Below are 19,453 nucleotides of genomic sequence, written 5' to 3'. Positions count from 1 at the left end.
CTGGTCTGTGTCTGTCTTGCGGATCAAGCCGTTCGGGACAGGTCCGAGGGACAAGGACTGTAGCAAGGCGGGACCGGGCTGTCTTGAGTGGGAATGGGGGAGGGGCGCGGCGCGCCCCCGGAATGCCCTACCTCGTGACCTGCGCGACCTTCAGCAGGGTGAAGGCGCCCATCTGGTCGATGTATTGCTGATAGAAGAAGCGCCATTTCTTGCCGTTGCGCACGCCCACCAGCGTGACCTTGACCCCGTCGGTGCCCGGCACATTCATGTATTGCGACTTGTGCAGGGTGGTGGCGTGCATGCGCATGCCCTGGCGCAGCCCGGCTTCGTCGATCCGTCCCTGGGCGGTCTGGAGATTGCCGTGGGAGGCGGAGTAGGTGCCGCCGCCATGATCGCTGAAACCGAACGAACAGCCGTCCATCGTCGGCGTGAACATCACGTCGGCGTCATCCTCCAGCACGACGAGATGCTTGAAATCCTGGTCGTAGGGCAGCCAATAGGCGTTCCAGCTGCCCGGCCGGTTGCCCTGGTCGTAGCGCACCGACCAGACATCGACGTTCTTGGTCGAGAATTGCGAGATGATGCCGGTGCCCTTGCGGGAGCAGGTCATGCCGTCGTCGCTGAGGCTGAAGCTCTTGACGCCGCCGACGCGGTAGTTGGGCTGGTAGGACTGATACTGGATCCAGATCAGGTTGTTCTTGAGGAAGCTTTCCGGGTTCGCGACCAGATCGGCGATGTTCGGCATGTGCGCGACTTTCCTGCGGAATGGATCAGATGACGCCGGTCACGGACCGCTTGAACCCGGCCTCCGTCTCGTTGCCGGACAGGAACCAATAGGCCTTCATCAGCGCGAATTGCTGGTTGTCGTCACGCAGCAGCACATAGGCGCAATAGACGGTGCCGTCGTCCGGCCGCAGGAAGGCGGAGATCCACGGATTCTGCCGGGTGCCGATGTGGGCGGCATGGCCCAGCTTGCGCGTAATGTCGTTGCGGTAGCCGACCAGCACCGCCGCATGGCCCTGACGGAAGGACAGCGCCGCAAGTTCCTGATAATTCTGCAGGATGCGCGGGTTGCCGTCGCCTTCCTCGGCATACCACTGCGCCACCTCCATGTACTCGTTGGCCCGCGCGTTCGCACGGTCGTACCGCGCCTGCTTCTGCCGGTCGGTATGACCGGCTGCCGCCTTTTTCAGAAAGCTGATGAGCCCCATGATCCGCACCCCTTCCGTAACCCGGATTGGACGCTAGCAGAGCAATCGGGGAGGCGCAAAAGGGCGGGGGTCATATGAAGGTATGCGGTTTGGCGGCAAGGTTGGGAGAGGGCTGAGGAAAACGGAATTCAAACGTCTTGCCGCGCTTTTCCGATCTTCTGTCCAGTCAACGCGACGCCGGCGTAATGACCGTGTTGCCGCGGACCACCGCGCCACAGTCCCTGCGCCACCCCCGCATGTTGTAGGGCGTGCATTGCGGCGGGAGTGGTGACTTGGGGACATAGCGAAGGAGATCTTCTGGCGCCATATCCTCGATCCGGATCGCTGCGGCTCTAATCAGTTCGCAGTCATCTCTGAAAAGAAAATTCGCCTCCCTTTTCTTTTTTGTCTCAGAAAGTGACGGGTCACCTTCCACTGCCTGTCGTGCCTTATCCATGATATCTATAAGGATGGGTGGGGGAGTAAACCTGCTATTGCCTGGACCGTAACCCAGACCAATCGCCTCGGCGATTTTCCAGTCATTGTTGATGATAAAGTCATCAACATCATGAAATCTGATGAAGACGCTATCCCCAACACGAATATGGGGAAAGCCATCCTCCGCCATTGCCTCCGTCATTTTGTCGACGAACACCTGCCGCATCGGTCCATCGAAGTAATGGCGGACTTTCCAGCCTCCACAAGAGGGCCGATAGCGCTCGATCGGCGCATAGATCAGCGTAAGGACAAGGGCGACCGGAAATCCGACGACCACCAGCCACCGCCGGCCGCCCCACCGTTTCACCGAAGGATTCAGTCCGTTCACCGGGAAGCCGGCGTAATGACTGTGTCGCCCCGGACCACCGCGCCACAGTCCCGACGCCACCCCTGCATGTTGTAGGGCGTGCATTGTGGCGGGAGTGGTGACTTGGGGACATAGCGAAGCAGATCTGCCGGTGCCATGTCCTCGATCCGGATGGCCGCCGCTCTAATCAGTTCGCAGTCGCCATCGAATAGCACAGTTGTTTTCAGCTTCTTCTCCTTTTCAGAAAATGATTGATCTTGTTCAATAATTTGCTTGGCCTTGCCCATCAACGCCGTCAGCACCGGCGGGGGGCTGATGCGGGTGGTGCCCGGACCATAGCCAAAGCCAATGGACTGGGCGACCCTCCAATCGGTGTTGATGATAAAGTCGTCAGGATCGAACAACCGGATAAACAGCTCGTTCCCTAATCGGACGTAGGGAAAGCCGTGTCGCGCCATCGCCTCCGCCATATTATCGACAAACACCTCACGCATCGGGCCATCGAAGTAATAACGGATGATCCGCCCCCCACAGGAGGGGCGATAACGCTCGATCGGCGCATAGACAAGGACAAGGAGAAGGGCGACCGGAAGGCCGATCGCCAGCCGCCGCCGGCCGCCCCACAGCTTCATTCGAGAATTCCCCAAAGGGTCTTCAGCAGGGTGATCGTTCCATCAGGCTCGTACCGCGCTTGTGCTTCGACACTCTGCCGCCGCCGGTAATCCATATCAAACGGTTTCGCCGTTCCCGCTCTTTCAAGGATGCGCGCTTCGGAACTGCCGATTTGTCCTGGATTGAAGTCGAACTTCTCGGTATCGCTCTTATTATCGCCCAGTCGGTTGAGCACGTTGCCGGAGATCGTCAGGTTGTCGCCATTCCGGGTGGCCGTGAAGTCTCCCTCCGACCGAACGCCGCTACGACCAAAAGCAAAATAGGTTGAGGGTCGACTGAAATTGTATGTATTGAACGAGTTTATGTTTCTGTCCCAATCATCTTGGAAACTGATGGTCTTTCCGTCTTCCAATCCAAATAATGCTTTCTTTGCATCTTTATTATCAGTGCTTCCTGTAAAGGTCCTGCTTTCGAACATGGTGCGGTTGTGGTCGATGGCGTCGTCGTAGGCTGGATGTTTGATCATCTCCTCCGCCGAATAGGACTCCGTTCCACCTTCGCCCGACCGGTAGCGGCGCAGGTTGTCAGCGGCGGTGTCATATCCAAACAGATCAAAAAGCCCCTCCGCGATGTCCATGAATTCTTTGGCGCTGTCTTCCGCCGATTGATTGAACTCGTCGTCTGAAACGCCGTACAGATTGTAGATGGGACTCATCGGCGGGCCCTCCCGAACAAGCGGGCGAGTTCAACGCACAGCGCGCATTCGGTCTCTCCGCCAGGTATTAAGACGCCGTCGCGACGTAATCCACGATCCCGCTGATAGTTCAAGATCGCCTCGTTCAACGAGCGGTCAATGTATGGATTGGGTGCGCTGCTGTGATTGTAGCGGCCAAGGCGGCGGAGTGCCTCCTTCACCCAGAGAATGTCCTTCGGATTGTTGGGTAGGCCGTTGCCGGCGCGGTCACTGAGGTTGGAGGTTTGGCGGCTACGCACTGGGGGTTGGTGCATGGATGCCTCGTCCGGTAGGATTACCGGATAAGCATATATTCCTTTTGCGAGGTTGACGTCAAGATTTTACTCCCTTCTTCTGTAGCTGGAATGTGAATGCGATGGGAGCAAGATCACTGTCGACGGGCAAATTCGTCCTGCGGCCGTAGCGAACCACAACTAACGCCGCCGTGCGGCGAAAAGTCGGTTTTTGCTTTTTCGTGGTGTTGGCGGATGGGGTGGGATTCGAACCCACGGTAGGCTTGCACCTACGCCAGTTTTCAAGACTGGAGCCTTAAACCACTCGGCCACCCATCCTTCGGCCCACGGGAGTAGCGAATGCGTGGCGGTGGGTCAAGTGTCGCGCGAAGGCTGCCGCGATTTACCCCTCAATTCCGGATCGGGCGGCCCAGGGTGCGCAGGCGGCGGGTCGGTTTGGGCGGGCTGGGGCTGTCGGAGAAGTCGGGCAGGCTGGGGGCGCGGGCTATCGTCTTGCGGATCAACTCCGCCGTGGCGTCCAGATCGTCGAGAATGTCCGGCGCCACGCGGTCGGCGTAGCGGGGGCTCAGCAGGCGGGTGCGGGTCTGGTCGATGCTGCGCAGTTCCGGCTCGAACAGTTCGCGGGCGCCGATGGGAAGGACCTGATCCTCGCGCATGCCGGAGAAGTAATTGCGCATCGCCCGCACCAGCATGCGGGTCAGCAGCAGATCCATCCGCTCGAACTCGGCGCGCAGGTCGGACAGGCGCGACTCGTCGACGCCGTGCAGATGCTCCTCGGTCAGGGCGAACAGGGCGCGGATCTCCTCCACCTTGCGGCGGAAGTCGAGGAAGGAGGCGAAGCGGTCGTCGCCCATGTCGCGCTGGGCGCGCTCGGCAAGCTGCGAGGCCTCGGTCGCCTGACGCTCCAATGCCGCCAGCAGAGACTTCACCCGTTCCCGGCCGTTGTCGCGCCCCCACGCCATGCCTGCCCGTCGCTCCCCCGATGACCGCGCCCGCCCGGTTGTCGTCCGGGACGCGCAGTCATCCTAGAAGCGAAAGTTTTAACAAAATGCTTTTTTGTTACGCGGATTCCACGGCTGTGGTCAGGCGTCGCGCAGATCCAGGATGACCGGGGTGTGATCGGAGGCCTTTTCCAGGCCGCGCGGGCCGCGGTCGATGGTGCAGCCGGCCAGACGGTCGGCGGCCTGCGGCGACAGCAGGAAATGGTCGATGCGCAGGCCGTTGTCGCGCGGCCAGCCGCCGGCCTGATAATCCCAGAAGGTATAGGCGCGGTCGTCGTCATGCAGGGCGCGGTACGCCTCGGTCAGGCCGAGATTCAGCAGGGCGCGGAACTTGGCCCGCGATTCCGGGCGGAACAGCGCGTCGCCGGCGAAGGCCTGCGGCGAGTAGACGTCGCGCGCCTCGGGGATGATGTTGTAGTCGCCGCCCAGAACCACCGGGATTTCCTGCGCCAGCAGGGTCCGGGCATGCTCGTACAGCCGGTCCATCCAGCGCAGCTTGTAGGCGAATTTCTCGCCCGGCACAGGGTTGCCGTTGGGCAGGTAGAGCGAGGCGATGCGAACGCCCGACACGGTGGCCTCGACATAGCGGGCCTGCTCGTCCTCCGGCTCGCCGGGCAGGCGGGTCAGCACGTCCTCCGCCGGGGCCTTGGACAGCAAGGCGACGCCATTGTAGGCTTTCTGCCCGACGGCATTGACGTGGTAGCCGAGATCCTCGAAGGCCGCGGTGGGGAAGGCGGCGGTCTCGCATTTGATTTCCTGGAAGAGCACGACGTCCGGGGACGCCGCGCGCAGCCAGTCGGTGATCAGCGGAAGGCGGGCCTTCGCCGAGTTGACGTTCCAGGTGGCGATCTTCACGAAAAAGGCCTGCCTTCTTTTCTTGGTCTTGTGAGGTCGGACGGCGGCCTTAGACCGCGAATGAGTTGCCGCAGCCGCAGGACGCGGTGGCGTTCGGGTTCTTGATCTGGAAGGCGGCGCCCATCAGGTCCTCGACATAATCCAGCGTCGCGCCGGCCAGCAGGTCGAGCGAGGCGTCGTCGGTGACCACCTTGGTGCCGTCCTTCTCGAAGACATGGTCCTCGTCGGACGTGGTCTCGTCGAAGGTGAAGCCGTACTGGAAGCCGGAACAGCCGCCGCCGGAGACGGTCAGGCGCAGCATCAGGTTGGGATTGCCCTCCTGCGCGATCAGGAAGGCGACGCGCCTGGCGGCGCTTTCACTGACGCCGAGGACGCGGGTTTCTGTGGGCAGTGCGGTGTCGGGCATGGGATGGCCCCTCTGGTGCGGTGCGGAAGTTGCCACAAATGTAAGGGGGATCGGAGGCTTCGTCAAAGTATGGGCTCCATTGCGCCAAACCGTTGCGCTTCTGGCACGCTTGTCCGCCGCCAGCGCCGGGGGGCGGGGCATAGCACGCCTTCGCCGTTGCGCCTGCGTTTCCCCGCCGGTAGTGTCCGCCCCATGACGGCGGACTGTTCCCACGATCGGCTGGCTCCCTATGCCTGCAACCCGGCGGACACGCGCGGGCGGCTGGCGGCGGAGCCTGAAAGCCCGACGCGCTCGTGCTTTCAGCGCGACCGCGACCGCATCGTGCATTCCGGGGCCTTCCGCCGGCTGAAGCACAAGACGCAGGTCTTCGTCTATCACGAGGGCGACTATTACCGCACCCGGCTGACCCACAGCCTGGAGGTGGCGCAGATCGCGCGCTCGATCAGCCGCACGCTCTGCCTGAACGAGGATCTGGCGGAGGCGGTGGCGCTGGCCCACGACCTTGGCCACACCCCCTTCGGCCATGCCGGCGAAGAGGCGCTGAACGCCTGCATGGAGCCGTTCGGCGGCTTCGCCCACAACGACCAGACCCTGCGCATCCTGACGCGGCTGGAACGGCGCTATGCCGAGTTCGACGGGCTGAACCTGACCTGGGAAGCGGTGGAGGGCGTGGTCAAGCACAACGGCCCGCTGCTGCCGCTGCTTTCCGGCCACCGTCTGCCGACGACGATCGCCGCCTTCCAGGGCGAGTGGGATCTGGAACTGCACACCAATCCGGGCGCCGAGGCGCAGGTGGCGGCACTGGCCGACGACATCGCCTACAACAACCACGACATCGACGACGGGCTGCGTGCCGGCCTGTTCACGGTCGAGGAGGTGGCGGAACTGCCGCTGGTCGGCCCGATCATCCGCGAGGTCTGCGACCGCTATCCGGGGCTGGAACGCTCCCGCCTGATCCACGAGACGGTGCGGCGGATGATCAACGCCATGGTGGTCGATCTGGTGACGGAGACGCGGCGGCGGCTGGCGGAGCACAAGCCGGGCAGCGCCGCCGAGCTGCGCGCCCTGCCGCTGGCGATGGTCAGCTTCTCCGATGGGATGCTGGAGGCGCAGCGGCCGTTGCGCGCCTTCCTGCGCCAGCGCATGTACCGGCACTACCGCGTGAACCGCGAGATGAGCAAGTGCAAGCGCGTGGTGCGCGCCCTGTTCGAGCTGTTCATGGACGAGCCCAACACCCTGCCGACCGAATGGCAGCGCGATATCGCCAAGGTTGGCGCCAAGCATGGCGGCGACGCCGACCTTGCGGTGCGCGCCCGCCATGTGGCCGACTATATCGCCGGCATGACCGACCGCTACGCGCTGGCCGAACATGACCGGCTGTTCGACCTGCATGTGAAGACCTGAGCCGTGAGGCTCCTGTGACCTCCTGAAAAGACGACCTGAGACGATGAATATTTTCAAGGCCTTCGAGACCGATATTCGCAAGCTGCTGGAAGAACTGGCCGCGGAGGGTGCCATCCCCGCCGGGCTGGACAGCAGCCGTCTGACGGTCGAGCCGCCGCGCGAGGCCTCGCATGGCGACCTGTCCACCAACGCCGCCATGATCCTGGCGAAGCCGGCGAAAATGGCGCCGCGCGCGCTGGCGGAGCTGCTGGTCGCCAAGCTGAAGGGCCGCGCCGACGTGGCGTCGGTCGAGATCGCCGGTCCGGGCTTCGTCAACCTGCGCCTGACGCCGGACGTCTGGCGCGACCGCATCCGCGACGTGCTCAACGCCGGCACCGCCTATGGCGACAGCGAGCTGGGCGGCCGGACGCCGGTCAATGTGGAATATGTGTCGGCCAACCCGACCGGCCCGCTGCATGCCGCCCATGGCCGCGGCGCGGTGTTCGGCGATGCGCTGGCGTCGCTGCTGGAAAAGGCCGGCTACGCCGTCACCCGCGAATATTACATCAACGATGCCGGCGCCCAGGTCGACGTGCTGGGGCGGTCCACCTTCATCCGCTACCGCGAGGCGCTGGGCGAGGAGGTGGGCGAAATCCCGGCCGGCCTCTATCCCGGCGAGTATCTGAAGGAGGTCGGTCAGGCCCTGGCCGAGCGCGACGGCAACCGCTGGGTCGGTACCGACGAGTCCGAATGGCTGCCGGCCTGCCGCGACTTCGCCATCGCCATGATCATGGGCTGGATCAAGGAGGATCTCGGCGTCCTCGGCGTCACCATGGACGTCTACAGCAGCGAGCGCGCGCTGGTCACCGCCGGTGCGGTCGACAAGGCGCTGACGGCGCTGGAGGAGCGCGGCCTGATCTACACCGGCGTGCTGGAGCCGCCGAAGGGCAAGAAGCCCGACGATTGGGAGCCGCGCCCGCAGACCCTGTTCAAGTCGACCGACTTCGGCGACGACGTCGACCGGCCGCTGAAGAAGTCGGACGGGTCCTTCACCTACTTCTCGAACGACATCGCCTATCACTTCGACAAGTACAAGCGCGGCTTCGGCAGCCTGATCGACGTGTGGGGCGCCGACCATGGCGGCTACGTCAAGCGCATGCAGTCGGCGACCACCGCCGTGACCGAGGGCAAGGCCTCGCTGGACGTCAAGCTCTGCCAGCTGGTTCATCTGATGCAGAACGGCCAGCCGGTGAAGATGTCCAAGCGCGCCGGCACCTTCGTGACGTTGCGTGACGTCATCGACCAGGTCGGCCGGGACGTCGTCCGCTTCATCATGCTGACCCGGCGCAACGACCAGACGCTGGATTTCGACTTCGCCAAGGTGACGGAGCAGTCGAAGGACAATCCGGTCTTCTACGTGCAGTACGCCCACGCCCGCTGCCGCTCGGTGCTGCGCCATGCCGTGACGGCGCTGCCGCAGCTGGACCAGTCGCCGGCGGCGCTTGCGGCCTCGGCGAACCTCGCCCGGCTGGACGCGGAAGAGGAGATGGCGCTGGCCAAGCGCATGGCCACCTGGCCGCGCGTGGTCGAGGCGGCGGCCGAGGCGCATGAGCCGCACCGCATCGCCTTCTTCCTCTACGATCTCGCCAGCGACTTCCACGCGCTGTGGAACCGGGGCCGCGACGATGCCTCGCTGCGCTTCCTGATCGACGGCGATGCGGAGCTGACGACGGCCCGTCTGGCGCTGATCGCCGCGGTGGCGACGGTCATCGCGTCGGGTCTCAAGGTGATGGGTGTCGAACCTGTGGAGGAACTGCGTTCATGAGGTACGACGGCGACGTCAACTACGCGGCCGACCCCTATGGGATGCCGCCCCGACAGGCCGCGAGCAAGCGCGGGCTGCTGGCGCTCGGCTTTGCCGTGGTCGGCGTCGTTGCCTTCGCCGGTACGGCGGTGGTGGCCTTGCGCGGGCACGACCGGCTGTCCGGCGACGGCCCGCCGCTGTTGAGCGCCGATGCCACCCCGGCCAAGTCGCGTCCCGACCAGCCCGGCGGGATGGAGGTGCCGCACCAGGACATCCTGGCCTATGAGCGGCTGCGCGACCATGACGGCGGGCGCGGCAATCAGGTGGAACGGCTGCTGCCGCCGCCGGAGGTGCCGCTGCCGCGTCCGGTGGTGACGCCGCAGATGCCGGCCGTCGTGCCGCTGCCGTCGGTGCCGTCGGTGGCCCAGCTGCCGCCGGGCTCCACCGCCACCGTTCCGCGCGACAACCTTGCCGCGGCGGTCGCGGCGGCGGCTCCGCTGGCCGCTCCGGAGCCGGCACCCGGCCTGCCTGCAACGGCGGCGCCGGCCGCCCAGGTTCCGGCGGCGCAGGTGCCTTCCGTCCAGGCTCCGGCCAGTGTCGCCGCCAAACCGCAGCAGCCCCCGGCCGCTCCGGCCAAGCCGGCCCCGGCTCCCCAGCAGCAGGTCGCCTCCGCCGCCAAGCCCCCTGCGCCGCCGGCCGCACCGCCGGCGCAGCAGAACGCCGCCCCGTCGATGGGACAGCTGATCGCCAAGCTGGAGGCCGCCTCCCTGCCGGCCGCATCGGCAAAGGCGGCGCCGCAGCCGGTAAAGTCCGCGGCGGCTCCCGCTCCGGCGGCTGGCGGCAGCGGCGGCTGGCGCGTCCAGCTGGCGTCGGTGCGCAGCGAGGGCGAGGCCGCGGCCGAATGGCGCCGTCTCGCCGGTCGTCATCCCGACGCGCTCGGCGGTCTGTCGATGCAGGTCGCCAAGGTCGATCTCGGCGAGAAAGGCATCTTCTATCGGGTGCAGGGCGCCGGCGCCGACGAGGCGCGGGCCAAGTCGGCCTGCACCCAGCTGCGCGCGCAAAATGTGGGGTGTGTGGTTGTCCGTCCCTGAATCGGTGAGTTCCACCCCGCTTGCCCGTCCGCGTGCGGTCGTCTTCGGCTGCGCCGGTCTGGAGGTGACGCCCGACGAGGCCGCCTTCTTCCGCGATGCCGATCCGCTCGGTTTCATCCTGTTTCGCCGCAACTGCGACAGCCGCGACCAGATGCGCCGGCTGGTGGACGATCTGCGCGCCAGCGTCGGCCGGCCCGATGCCCCGGTCCTGATCGACCAGGAGGGCGGCCGGGTCGCGCGCATGCGCCCGCCGCACTGGCCGGCCCACCCGCCGATGGGCGTGTTCGGCACGCTTGCCGCGCGCGACGCCGCCGGGCGCGAAGGCGCCCAAAAGGCCGCCCGAGAGGCCGCTTGGATCAACGGCCGGCTGCTCGCCCACATGCTGGCGGAGGTCGGCATCACGGTGGATTGCGCGCCGGTCTGCGACGTGCCGGTGGAGGGCGCGCATGACATCATCGGCGACCGCGCCTTCTCGCGCGACCCCGCCCTTGTGATCGCGCTGGCCCGCGCCACCGCCGACGGGCTGCTGGCCGGCGGTGTGTTGCCGGTGATCAAGCATATCCCCGGCCACGGACGCGCCTTCGCCGACAGCCATGCCGAGCTGCCGGTCGTGGAGGCCGATCGCGCCACCCTGGAAGCCACCGACTTCGCCCCCTTCCGCGCCCTGGCCGACCTGCCGCTGGCGATGGTGGCCCATGTTGTGCTGAAGGCGATCGACCCGACCGCTCCGGCCAGCACCTCCGCCATCGTGGTGCGCGAGGTGGTGCGGGGGCCGTCGATCGGCTTCGGCGGGCTGTTGTTCAGCGACGATCTGTCTATGAACGCGCTGCAGGGCGACCCGAGGGCGCGGGCGGAAGCGGTGCTGGCGGCCGGCATGGATGTCGTGCTCCACTGCAACGGCGATCTGGCCGAGATGCGGTCTCTGGTCGATGCCGTGCCGAGGCTGAGCGGCGCGGCGGCCGAGCGCTGGGCGCGGGCCGAGGCGATGCGCCACGCGCCGGAACCGGCGGACATCGCGGCATTGACGACCCGGCTGGCCGAGCTTCTCGGCACGGCCCAAGTCTGACGGACGGGAGCGGACGATGGAGGAATGGATCTTCCAGGTGACGGCCGTGGCCCTGCCGGCCATCCTCGCCATCACCTTTCACGAGGCGGCGCACGGCTTCGTCGCCTGGAGACTGGGCGACGACACCGCCTATCGGCTGGGGCGCGTCACCTTCAACCCGATCCGCCACATCGACCCGTTCGGGACGATCCTGCTGCCGGCGCTGATGTATTTCACCACCGGATTCGTCTTCGGCTGGGCCAAGCCGGTGCCGGTCAACTTCGCCCGGCTGGACCATCCGCGCCGCGACATGGTCTGGGTGGCGCTGGCCGGTCCGGGGACCAACTTCCTGCTGGCGGTGGCGTCGGCGGTGATCTGGCGGCTGGTCAATCCGGAGAACAGCTATATCGAGCTGTGGATCCGCTCCGCCGCCGAGGTGTCGGTGCTGGTCAACGTCATCCTGATGGTGTTCAACCTGATCCCGCTGCCGCCGCTGGACGGCGGGCGGGTCGCGGTCGGCATCCTGCCGGACTTCCTGGCGGTGCCGCTGGCGAAGCTGGAGCGCTTCGGACTGCTGATCCTGATGGCGGCCTTCTTCCTGCTGCCGATGCTGGGGCGGCAGATCGGCATGGACCTCAGCGTCATGCATTGGGTGCTGGGCCCGCCCGTGGACGCGGTGATCGACTTCATCCGCATCCTGACCGGCAACGACTGAAAGCGATCATATGGCTGATCTGGTGGCCGAGCGTGTGGGCGAAACTCCTGCCGCCGCGGAGGCATCGCCGTCGGAGCAGCTTCTGCTGGTGCTGGACGGCTTCGAGGGACCGCTCGACATGCTGCTGGCGCTGGGGCGCGACCAGAAGGTCGACCTGACGCGCATCTCCATCCTTGAGCTGGCCGACCAGTACCTCGCCTTCGTGGCGGAGGCGCGGAAGGTGCGGCTGGAACTGGCGGCCGACTATCTGGTGATGGCGGCGTGGCTGGCCTATCTGAAGTCGCGCCTGCTGCTGCCCGAACCGGAGGGGGAGGAGCCGTCCGGCGAGGACATGGCGGCGGCGCTTGCCTTCCAACTTCAAAGGCTGGAGGCGATGAAGGGGGCGGCGGAGAAGCTGTTCGCCCGTCCGCGCCTTGGCATCGACGTCCACCCGCGCGGCGCGCCGGAGGATTTGGACCTGCAGCGCAAGTCGGTCTACGAGGTCACGCTGTTCGACCTGCTGCGCGCCTATGGCCAGCAGCGCGCCCGCAAGGACGCCGGCATCCTCCACATCGCCCCGATCCGCCTCTATTCGATGGAGGAGGCGGTGCAGCGCCTGTCGTCGCTGCTGGGCCGCATGCCGGACTGGGCGACGCTGGCAAGCTTCCTGCCCGGCGGGGAGGGCGGCGGGCTGCTGACCCGCTCCGCCCTGGCCGCCCATTTCGCGGCGACGCTGGAACTGGCCAAGGCCGGCCGGGTGGAGTTGCGCCAGGAGGGCGCCTTCGCCCCGCTCTATGTCCGCGGGCGCGCCAAAAACCCGCAGGACGGCGACATTTCGGAAGAAGCGCATTCGCATGATTAAGGAAGTCACCGACGCCCACGAGGCGGAGGCCCGCATCGGCAGGCTGCGCCTGCTGGAGGCGTTGCTGTTCGCCTCCGCCGAGCCGCTGGACGAGGAGACGCTGGCCGGACGGATCGGGCCGGAGGTCGGCCCGCTGCTGGAGGAACTGCGCGCCCATTACGCCCCGCGCGGGGTCAATCTGGTGCGCACCGGCGGCGGCTGGGCCTTCCGCACGGCGGTCGATCTGGCACCGGAGTTGCGGCGGGAGGAGGAGGTGTCGCGCAAGCTTTCCCGCGCGGCCATCGAAACGCTGGCGATCATCGCCTATCACCAGCCGGTGACCAGGGCCGAGATCGAATCCATCCGCGGCGTGGCGACCAGCAAGGGCACGCTGGACCTGCTGATGGAACATGGCTGGATCCGGCCGGGCAAGCGGCGGGAGACGCCGGGCCGGCCGCTGACCTGGATCACCACCGACCATTTCCTCGATCATTTCGGGCTGGAAAGCTTGCGCGACCTGCCCAGCGTCGACGACCTGCGCGCCGCCGGCCTGCTCGACAGCCGCCCGGTGCTGCTTGGGCTGGGGACCACCGGCGACGACAGCGCACTGGGGACCGACGACGACGCGTGACTTCCGGCCGTACCCGCGTTTTTAGGGAGCTGCCGAGCGAATTCCCGTGAATGCTCAATGACAACCGTTTAAGGATGGTGGGGCGAACGTTGCGGCCCAACGGCCTTTCTGCCATAGTGCCGCCCCGCCGCTAAGGCCGTTCAAACGTGATAGGCGCGCCATGGGTTCTTTCAGCATCTGGCACTGGATCATCGTTCTTCTGATCGTTCTTCTGCTGTTCGGCGCTGGAAAGTTGCCGAAGGTGATGGGCGATCTCGCCAAGGGCGTGAAGTCCTTCAAGGCGGGCCTGCAGGACGACAGCGACGATGCCGCATCCGGCGTGAACGCCCCTGGTGCAAACGCCAAGACCATCCCGAACCAGCCGGCCAACACGGCCGATACCGCGGCCAAGAAGGACGAGGCGGTCCGCAGCTGACCGGCGGGCGCGCGGGCGCCCTTTCGGAACGCCGCGCGCCGACCCTGCCCACCGCATTCGTGAAGCCGGAAGAACATGTTCGACATCGCTTGGTCCGAACTGATGGTGATCGCCGTCATCGCCCTTGTGGTCATCGGGCCCAAGGATTTGCCCAAGGCGATCTTCACGCTCGGCAAATGGGTGCGTAAGGCCAGAGGCGTCGCGCGCGAGTTCCAGACCCACATCGACGACATGATGCGGGAAACCGAGTTGGACGAGCTTCGCAAGGAAGCGCTGAAGACCCGCGACCTGAACATAAAGAAGATGATGGAGGACACCATCGACCCGAAGGGGGAGGTGGGCAAGGCTTTCGATCCCAAGAGCTTCGATGTCGGGCTGAACGGCCATCACGGCAGCACCCCGGAGCCGGATCTGCCCCAGGCGCCTGCTCCGGCTGCTCCGGCGGTGACCGACAGCGTGGCTCCTTCGGCTGCCCCCTCTCCGATCACCACTACGCCTATTAGTGCCGAGCCGCCGCAACCGGTTCCGGCACCGGCGCCGCAGCCCGCTCCGGCCCCGCGGCCGGATGCCGTGGCGTCCGCCCAGCCGACCGACAAGCAGACCTGAAGATAAAGACGGGCCATGACCGGCGAAACCCAGCAGGACGAACTCGAAGACAGCAAGATGCCGCTGATCGATCACCTGATCGAGCTGCGGAACCGGCTGATGTGGTCGATCGGTGCAATCCTGATCGCCTTCCTGCTGTGTTATGCGGTGTCTGACAAAATCTACAACTTCCTGGTCCAGCCGCTGGCCGACCTGCTGGCGGGGCAGGGGCGGCGGATGATCTACACCGGCCTGACGGAAGCCTTCTTCACCTATGTGAAGGTGGCGTTCTGGGCCGGCTGCTTCATCTCCTTCCCGATCATCGCCAGCCAGATCTGGATGTTCGTGGCGCCGGGGCTGTACAAGCACGAGCGCAAGGCCTTCCTGCCCTTCCTGGTGGCGACGCCGGTGATGTTCCTGACCGGCGCCGGCATCGTCTATTACTTCATCTTCCCGATGGCCTGGCGCTTCTTCCTGGGATTCGAGTTCCATCCCGGCGGCGACGGCAACGCCCTGCCCATCGAGTTCGAAGCGCGCGTCGGCGAATACCTGCATCTGGTGATGTCGCTGATCTTCGCCTTCGGCATCGCCTTCCAACTGCCGGTCCTGCTGACCCTGCTGGTCCGCGTCGGCATCATCAGCACCGACGCGCTGGCGTCGAAACGGCGCTATGCCATCGTCGGCGCCTTCATCGCCGCGGCTGTGCTGACCCCGCCGGACGTCATCAGCCAGGTCAGTCTGGCGCTGCCGCTGATCGCGCTCTACGAAATCGCGATCATCATCGGCCGCCGGATCGAAAAGGCGCGGGCCGAGACGGAAGCCCAATAGTCGGCCGGGCAGTCTTAAGCCCCTTTTGTCTGCCGTGACGCAGGGTAATAATCCGTCCGTCGTGGACATGCCGCCATTCTCGCGCTAAAAGCACGGTTCGGCCAATGGAAGGCCGCAGCCGCGCACCCGGAGCCTTGACCGTATGCAGACCGCCAACGACATCCGTCGCACGTTCCTGGATTTCTTCGCCAAGCAGGGCCATCAGAAAGTCGACTCGTCGCCGCTCGTGCCGCGCAACGACCCGACGCTGATGTTCACCAACGCCGGCATGGTCCAGTTCAAGAACGTCTTCACCGGTGCCGAGACGCGGCCGTACAAGCGCGCTGTCACCTCGCAGAAATGCGTGCGCGCCGGCGGCAAGCACAACGACCTGGACAATGTCGGCTACACCGCGCGGCACCACACCTTCTTCGAGATGCTGGGGAACTTCTCCTTCGGCGATTATTTCAAGGACGACGCCATCGCGTTCGCCTGGAACCTGATCACCAAGGAATATGGTCTGCCGGCCGACAAGCTGCTGGTGACGGTCCACACCTCCGACGAGGATGCGGCGGCGATCTGGCGCAAGGTCGCCGGCCTGTCGGACGACCGCATCATCCGCATCCCGACCGACGACAATTTCTGGCGCATGGGCGACACCGGCCCCTGCGGCCCGTGCTCCGAGATCTTCTTCGATCACGGCCCGTCCATCGCCGGCGGCCCGCCGGGCAGCCCGGACGAGGATGGCGACCGCTTCATCGAGATCTGGAACCTCGTGTTCATGCAGTATGAACAGCTGGGTCCGGACAATCTGGTGCCACTGCCCAAGCCGTCGATCGACACCGGCATGGGGCTGGAGCGTCTGGCCGCCGTGCTGCAGGGCAAGCACGACAATTACGACATCGACCTGATGCGGGCGCTGATCATGGCGTCGGCCGAGGCGACCAAGACCTCGCCGGACGGTGCGCATGCCGTGTCGCACCGCGTCATCGCCGACCATCTGCGCTCCACCTCCTTCCTGATCGCCGACGGCGTGCTGCCGTCGAACGAGGGCCGTGGTTACGTGCTGCGCCGCATCATGCGCCGCGCCATGCGCCACGCCCACATGATCGGCGCGCGCGAGCCGCTGATGCACCGTCTGGTCCCGGCGCTGATCCAGCAGATGGGCGACGCCTATCCGGAGCTGAACCGCGCCCGCGCCCTGATCGTCGAGACGCTGAAGCTGGAGGAGACCCGCTTCAAGCAGACGTTGGAGCGCGGCCTGCGCCTGCTGGAGGACGAGGTCGGCCATCTGGGCGAAGGCCAGCCGCTGGCCGGCGACGTCGCCTTCAAGCTGTACGACACCTACGGCTTCCCGCTCGACCTGACCCAGGACGTTTTGCGCGGCCAGGGCCGTGGCGTCGACGAGGCCGGCTTCAAGGCGGCGATGGACGAGCAGCGCCGCAAGGCCCGCGAATCCTGGGCCGGCTCGGGCGAGGTCGGCACCGAGAAGCTGTGGTACGAGATCAAGGACGAGCTGGGCGCCACCGAGTTCTTCGGCTACGACACCGAAGTGGCCGAGGGCAAGGTGACCGCCATCGTCAAGGGCGATGCCCGCGTCGAGGCCGCCACCATCGGCGATCAGGTGATGGTCGTCGTCAACCAGACGCCCTTTTATGGCGAATCGGGCGGTCAGGTCGGCGATGCCGGCGTGATCTTCTCCGCCAACGGGGCCGAGGTCGCGGTTTCCGACACGCTGAAGAAGCTGGGCGCCGTGTGGGCCCATGTCGGCACCGTCACCAAGGGCACGCTCAAGGTTGGCGACGTGGTGGAACTGCGCGTGGACAGCGAGCGCCGCGCCGCCATCCGCGCCAACCACTCCGCCACCCACCTGTTGCACGAGGCGCTGCGCCATCGCCTGGGCGACCATGTCACCCAGAAGGGCTCGCTGGTGGCGCCGGAGCGTCTGCGCTTCGACATCAGCCAGCCGACCGGCCTGTCCGCCGCCGACATCGCCGCCATCGAGGACGAGGTGAACCGCCGCGTGCTGGCCAACAGCGAGGTCATCACCCGCCTGATGTCCCCGGACGAGGCCCGCGCCCAGGGCGCCATGGCCCTTTTCGGCGAGAAGTACGGCGACGAGGTCCGCGTCGTCTCCATGGGCGGTCCGCATGGCGAGATGGACCGCGATTACTCGATCGAGCTGTGCGGCGGCACCCATGTCCGCCGCACCGGCGACATCGGTGTGTTCAAGATCGTCTCGGAAGGGGCGGTTGCCGCCGGCGTCCGCCGCATCGAGGCGCTGACCGGCACCGGGGCCAAGGCGTGGCTGTCCGAGCGTGACCATCTGCTGACCGAGACGGCGAGCGTCCTGAAGGTCAAGCCCGACGAGGTCCCCGCCCGCGTGGCGGTCCTGGTCGAGGAGCGCCGCAAGATGGAGCGCGAACTGGCCGATCTGCGCCGTCAGGTTGCCCTTAGTGGAGCGATGGGGGGCGGCGGTGCCAAGGCCGACGGCGGCAACGAGGCAAAGGATGTCGCCGGCGTCAAGGTCGCGGCCCGCGTGGTCGAAGGACTGCCGGCCAAGGACCTGAAGCCGATGGCCGACGAGCTGAAGAAGCAGGTCGGTTCCGGCGTCGTGGTGCTGATCGCGTCGAACGAGGGCAAGGCTTCCATCGTCATCGGCGTGACCGACGACCTGACCGGGTCTTTGAGCGCCGTCGATCTGGTCCGCGTCGGCGCCGAGGCGCTGGGCGGCAAGGGCGGCGGCGGCCGGCCGGACATGGCGCAGGCCGGCGGCCCCGACGCCTCGCTGGCCCCTGCTGCGATCGAGGCCATCGAAAAGGCGATCGCGGCCAAGACGGCCTCCTGATCGTACCGAAACCCGGCCCCCGGTTCGCTCCGGGGGCCGTTTTTCTGTTCGTGCCGTTTTCATAAGGTCCGGCGATGGAACTCCCGACTCTTCCCTTCACCGTGACCGACTGGGCCGCTGTCCCGGTCACCGAACATCCGGGGGAAACCGGCAAGGCGCTGTGGCGCAGCTTCCACGCCGGGGATCTGCGGGTGCGGCTGGTCGAATACACGCCGGGCTATCTCGCCGACCATTGGTGCGACCGCGGCCATGTGCTGTTCGTCGTCAGCGGCGAACTGATCACCGAGTTGAAGGATGGCCGCCGCTTCGTCCTGACCGCCAGCATGAGCTATCAGGTGTCGGATTTCGGCGACCATCCGCATCGGTCCTCGACCGAAACCGGTGCCACCCTGTTTATCGTGGACTGAAACCTTCTCGCTTTGAGGGAGCCCATCCATGCGCTTCACCGGAACCGACCGCTATGTCGCCACCGACGACCTGATGGTGGCGGTCAATGCCGCCATCACGCTGGAGCGGCCGCTTCTGGTGAAGGGCGAACCCGGCACCGGCAAGACCGTGCTGGCGGTGGAGATCGCCCGCGCGCTGAACAAGCCGCTCTTGTCCTGGCATGTGAAGTCGACCACCAAGGCTCAGCAGGGACTTTACGAGTATGACGCGGTCAGCCGCCTGCGCGACAGCCAGTTGGGCGAGGCGAAGGTCCACGACATCGCCAACTACATCGTCCGCGGCAAGCTGTGGGAAGCCTTCGAGGCGCCGGAGTCTCCGGTCCTGCTGATCGACGAGATCGACAAGGCCGACATCGAGTTCCCCAACGACCTGCTGCTGGAACTCGATCGCATGGAGTTCCACGTTTATGAGACCCGCCAGACGGTCAAGGCGGCGAAGCGCCCCATCGTCATCATCACCTCCAACAACGAGAAGGAGCTGCCGGACGCTTTCCTGCGCCGCTGCTTCTTCCACTACATCCGCTTCCCCGAGCGCGAGACGATGGAACGCATCGTCGAGGTCCATTATCCAGGCTTGAAGTCCGCCCTGCTGCGCGAGGCGCTGAACCTGTTCTACGACCTGCGCGAGGTTCCGGGCCTGAAGAAGAAGCCGTCCACGTCGGAACTGCTGGACTGGATCAAGCTGCTGATGGTCGAGGACGTCGATCCCGAGACCTTGCGCGCCAAGGATGCCCGTACGCTGATCCCGCCGCTGTGCGGCGCGCTGCTGAAGAACGAGCAGGACGTGCACACGCTGGAGCGGCTGGCGTTTCTGGCCAAGCGGGGGCGGTAGTTCAGGAGTTCATGAGGCGGTTGCCCCCTCCCTAACCCTCCCCCGCTCACGCGGGAGAGGGGACTGCCGCCACTTCTCATAAGGCACCCTCTCCCGCGAAGCGGGGGAGGGATGGGGCATAGGCGCTAACATGAGAGGGAAGCGATAGACGGGTCGGGCGTGACGAATTGCGCTG

The 19,453-nt window shown here is 66.0% G+C and carries 21 protein-coding genes and 1 tRNA gene; 13 read left to right on the top strand and 9 right to left on the bottom strand.

What is annotated here, in order from left to right; all coding sequences use genetic code 11:
- Positions 1-127: 127 nt before the first annotated feature.
- The 9 genes from FZ029_RS23895 to erpA all read right to left on the bottom strand — a co-directional run bounded on the left by FZ029_RS23895 (position 128) and on the right by erpA (position 5,856).
- Positions 128-745: a hypothetical protein gene (locus FZ029_RS23895; protein ID WP_149272235.1), complete on the bottom strand. Its 618-nt coding sequence runs from the start codon at positions 743-745 to the stop codon at positions 128-130.
- A 25-nt stretch (positions 746-770) separates the two neighbouring features.
- Complete coding sequence (locus FZ029_RS23890; RefSeq protein ID WP_149272234.1) at positions 771-1,211, bottom strand: hypothetical protein; 441 nt, start codon at positions 1,209-1,211, stop codon at positions 771-773.
- A gap of 166 nt (positions 1,212-1,377) precedes the next feature.
- A complete protein-coding gene (locus FZ029_RS23885) occupies positions 1,378-2,016 on the bottom strand; it encodes a hypothetical protein (protein WP_149272233.1) in 639 nt (212 codons plus the stop codon).
- Positions 2,013-2,627: a hypothetical protein gene (locus FZ029_RS23880; protein ID WP_149272232.1), complete on the bottom strand. Its 615-nt coding sequence runs from the start codon at positions 2,625-2,627 to the stop codon at positions 2,013-2,015. Before FZ029_RS23880 ends, FZ029_RS23885 begins: the two co-directional genes overlap by 4 nt.
- On the bottom strand, positions 2,624-3,322 hold the full coding sequence (locus tag FZ029_RS23875; protein ID WP_149272231.1) for a hypothetical protein: 699 nt from the start codon (positions 3,320-3,322) through the stop codon (positions 2,624-2,626). Before FZ029_RS23875 ends, FZ029_RS23880 begins: the two co-directional genes overlap by 4 nt.
- A 500-nt stretch (positions 3,323-3,822) precedes the next feature.
- Positions 3,823-3,912 (bottom strand) — tRNA-Ser (locus FZ029_RS23865).
- A 71-nt stretch (positions 3,913-3,983) separates the two neighbouring features.
- Positions 3,984-4,556, bottom strand: a complete 573-nt coding sequence (locus tag FZ029_RS23860; protein WP_149272229.1) for a hypothetical protein — start codon at positions 4,554-4,556, stop codon at positions 3,984-3,986.
- 120 nt (positions 4,557-4,676) lie between these two features.
- Positions 4,677-5,450, bottom strand: coding sequence for an exodeoxyribonuclease III (gene xth / locus FZ029_RS23855; RefSeq protein ID WP_149272228.1), 774 nt, complete (start codon positions 5,448-5,450; stop codon positions 4,677-4,679).
- Positions 5,451-5,499: 49 nt separating this feature from the next.
- Positions 5,500-5,856: an iron-sulfur cluster insertion protein ErpA gene (gene erpA, locus FZ029_RS23850; protein ID WP_149272227.1), complete on the bottom strand. Its 357-nt coding sequence runs from the start codon at positions 5,854-5,856 to the stop codon at positions 5,500-5,502.
- A 192-nt stretch (positions 5,857-6,048) separates the two neighbouring features.
- Between erpA and FZ029_RS23845 the strand changes: the two genes are divergently transcribed.
- The 13 genes from FZ029_RS23845 to FZ029_RS23785 all read left to right on the top strand — a co-directional run bounded on the left by FZ029_RS23845 (position 6,049) and on the right by FZ029_RS23785 (position 19,278).
- A complete protein-coding gene (locus FZ029_RS23845) occupies positions 6,049-7,260 on the top strand; it encodes a deoxyguanosinetriphosphate triphosphohydrolase (RefSeq protein WP_149272226.1) in 1,212 nt (403 codons plus the stop codon).
- 43 nt (positions 7,261-7,303) lie between these two features.
- Positions 7,304-9,064, top strand: coding sequence for an arginine--tRNA ligase (gene argS, locus FZ029_RS23840; protein ID WP_149272225.1), 1,761 nt, complete (start codon positions 7,304-7,306; stop codon positions 9,062-9,064).
- A complete protein-coding gene (locus FZ029_RS23835) occupies positions 9,061-10,134 on the top strand; it encodes an SPOR domain-containing protein (protein WP_188052034.1) in 1,074 nt (357 codons plus the stop codon). The genes argS and FZ029_RS23835 overlap by 4 nt, the downstream gene beginning before the upstream one ends.
- On the top strand, positions 10,115-11,200 hold the full coding sequence (nagZ, locus tag FZ029_RS23830; protein WP_348771136.1) for a beta-N-acetylhexosaminidase: 1,086 nt from the start codon (positions 10,115-10,117) through the stop codon (positions 11,198-11,200). The genes FZ029_RS23835 and nagZ overlap by 20 nt, the downstream gene beginning before the upstream one ends.
- Positions 11,201-11,216: 16 nt before the next feature.
- Positions 11,217-11,894 (top strand): site-2 protease family protein, encoded by a 678-nt coding sequence (locus FZ029_RS23825; RefSeq protein WP_149272223.1) that lies wholly within the window; start codon positions 11,217-11,219, stop codon positions 11,892-11,894.
- Positions 11,895-11,904: 10 nt separating this feature from the next.
- Complete coding sequence (locus tag FZ029_RS23820) at positions 11,905-12,735, top strand: ScpA family protein (protein ID WP_149272222.1); 831 nt, start codon at positions 11,905-11,907, stop codon at positions 12,733-12,735.
- The gene (scpB, locus tag FZ029_RS23815; RefSeq protein ID WP_149272221.1) at positions 12,728-13,345 is read left to right on the top strand and encodes an SMC-Scp complex subunit ScpB; all 618 of its coding nucleotides are present in this window, start codon (positions 12,728-12,730) and stop codon (positions 13,343-13,345) included. The genes FZ029_RS23820 and scpB overlap by 8 nt, the downstream gene beginning before the upstream one ends.
- Before the next feature lie 160 nt (positions 13,346-13,505).
- The gene (locus FZ029_RS23810; protein ID WP_149272220.1) at positions 13,506-13,760 is read left to right on the top strand and encodes a twin-arginine translocase TatA/TatE family subunit; all 255 of its coding nucleotides are present in this window, start codon (positions 13,506-13,508) and stop codon (positions 13,758-13,760) included.
- A gap of 75 nt (positions 13,761-13,835) precedes the next feature.
- Positions 13,836-14,366 (top strand): Sec-independent protein translocase protein TatB, encoded by a 531-nt coding sequence (tatB, locus tag FZ029_RS33975; RefSeq protein WP_149272219.1) that lies wholly within the window; start codon positions 13,836-13,838, stop codon positions 14,364-14,366.
- A 15-nt stretch (positions 14,367-14,381) separates the two neighbouring features.
- Positions 14,382-15,173: a twin-arginine translocase subunit TatC gene (tatC, locus tag FZ029_RS23800; protein ID WP_109073029.1), complete on the top strand. Its 792-nt coding sequence runs from the start codon at positions 14,382-14,384 to the stop codon at positions 15,171-15,173.
- 142 nt (positions 15,174-15,315) lie between these two features.
- Entirely contained in the window at positions 15,316-18,000 is a 2,685-nt protein-coding gene (alaS, locus tag FZ029_RS23795; protein WP_149272218.1) for an alanine--tRNA ligase, read from the top strand.
- Positions 18,001-18,074: 74 nt separating this feature from the next.
- Positions 18,075-18,407, top strand: coding sequence for a DHCW motif cupin fold protein (locus tag FZ029_RS23790; protein WP_149272217.1), 333 nt, complete (start codon positions 18,075-18,077; stop codon positions 18,405-18,407).
- Between the two features lie 28 nt (positions 18,408-18,435).
- Positions 18,436-19,278, top strand: a complete 843-nt coding sequence (locus tag FZ029_RS23785; RefSeq protein WP_149272216.1) for a MoxR family ATPase — start codon at positions 18,436-18,438, stop codon at positions 19,276-19,278.
- The last annotated feature ends 175 nt before the right edge of the window (positions 19,279-19,453 follow it).

It is taken from the genome of Azospirillum sp. Sh1, assembly GCF_008365135.1.
GTDB lineage: Bacteria > Pseudomonadota > Alphaproteobacteria > Azospirillales > Azospirillaceae > Azospirillum > Azospirillum oryzae.
This window is presented reverse-complemented; position numbering and strand designations above follow the sequence as displayed.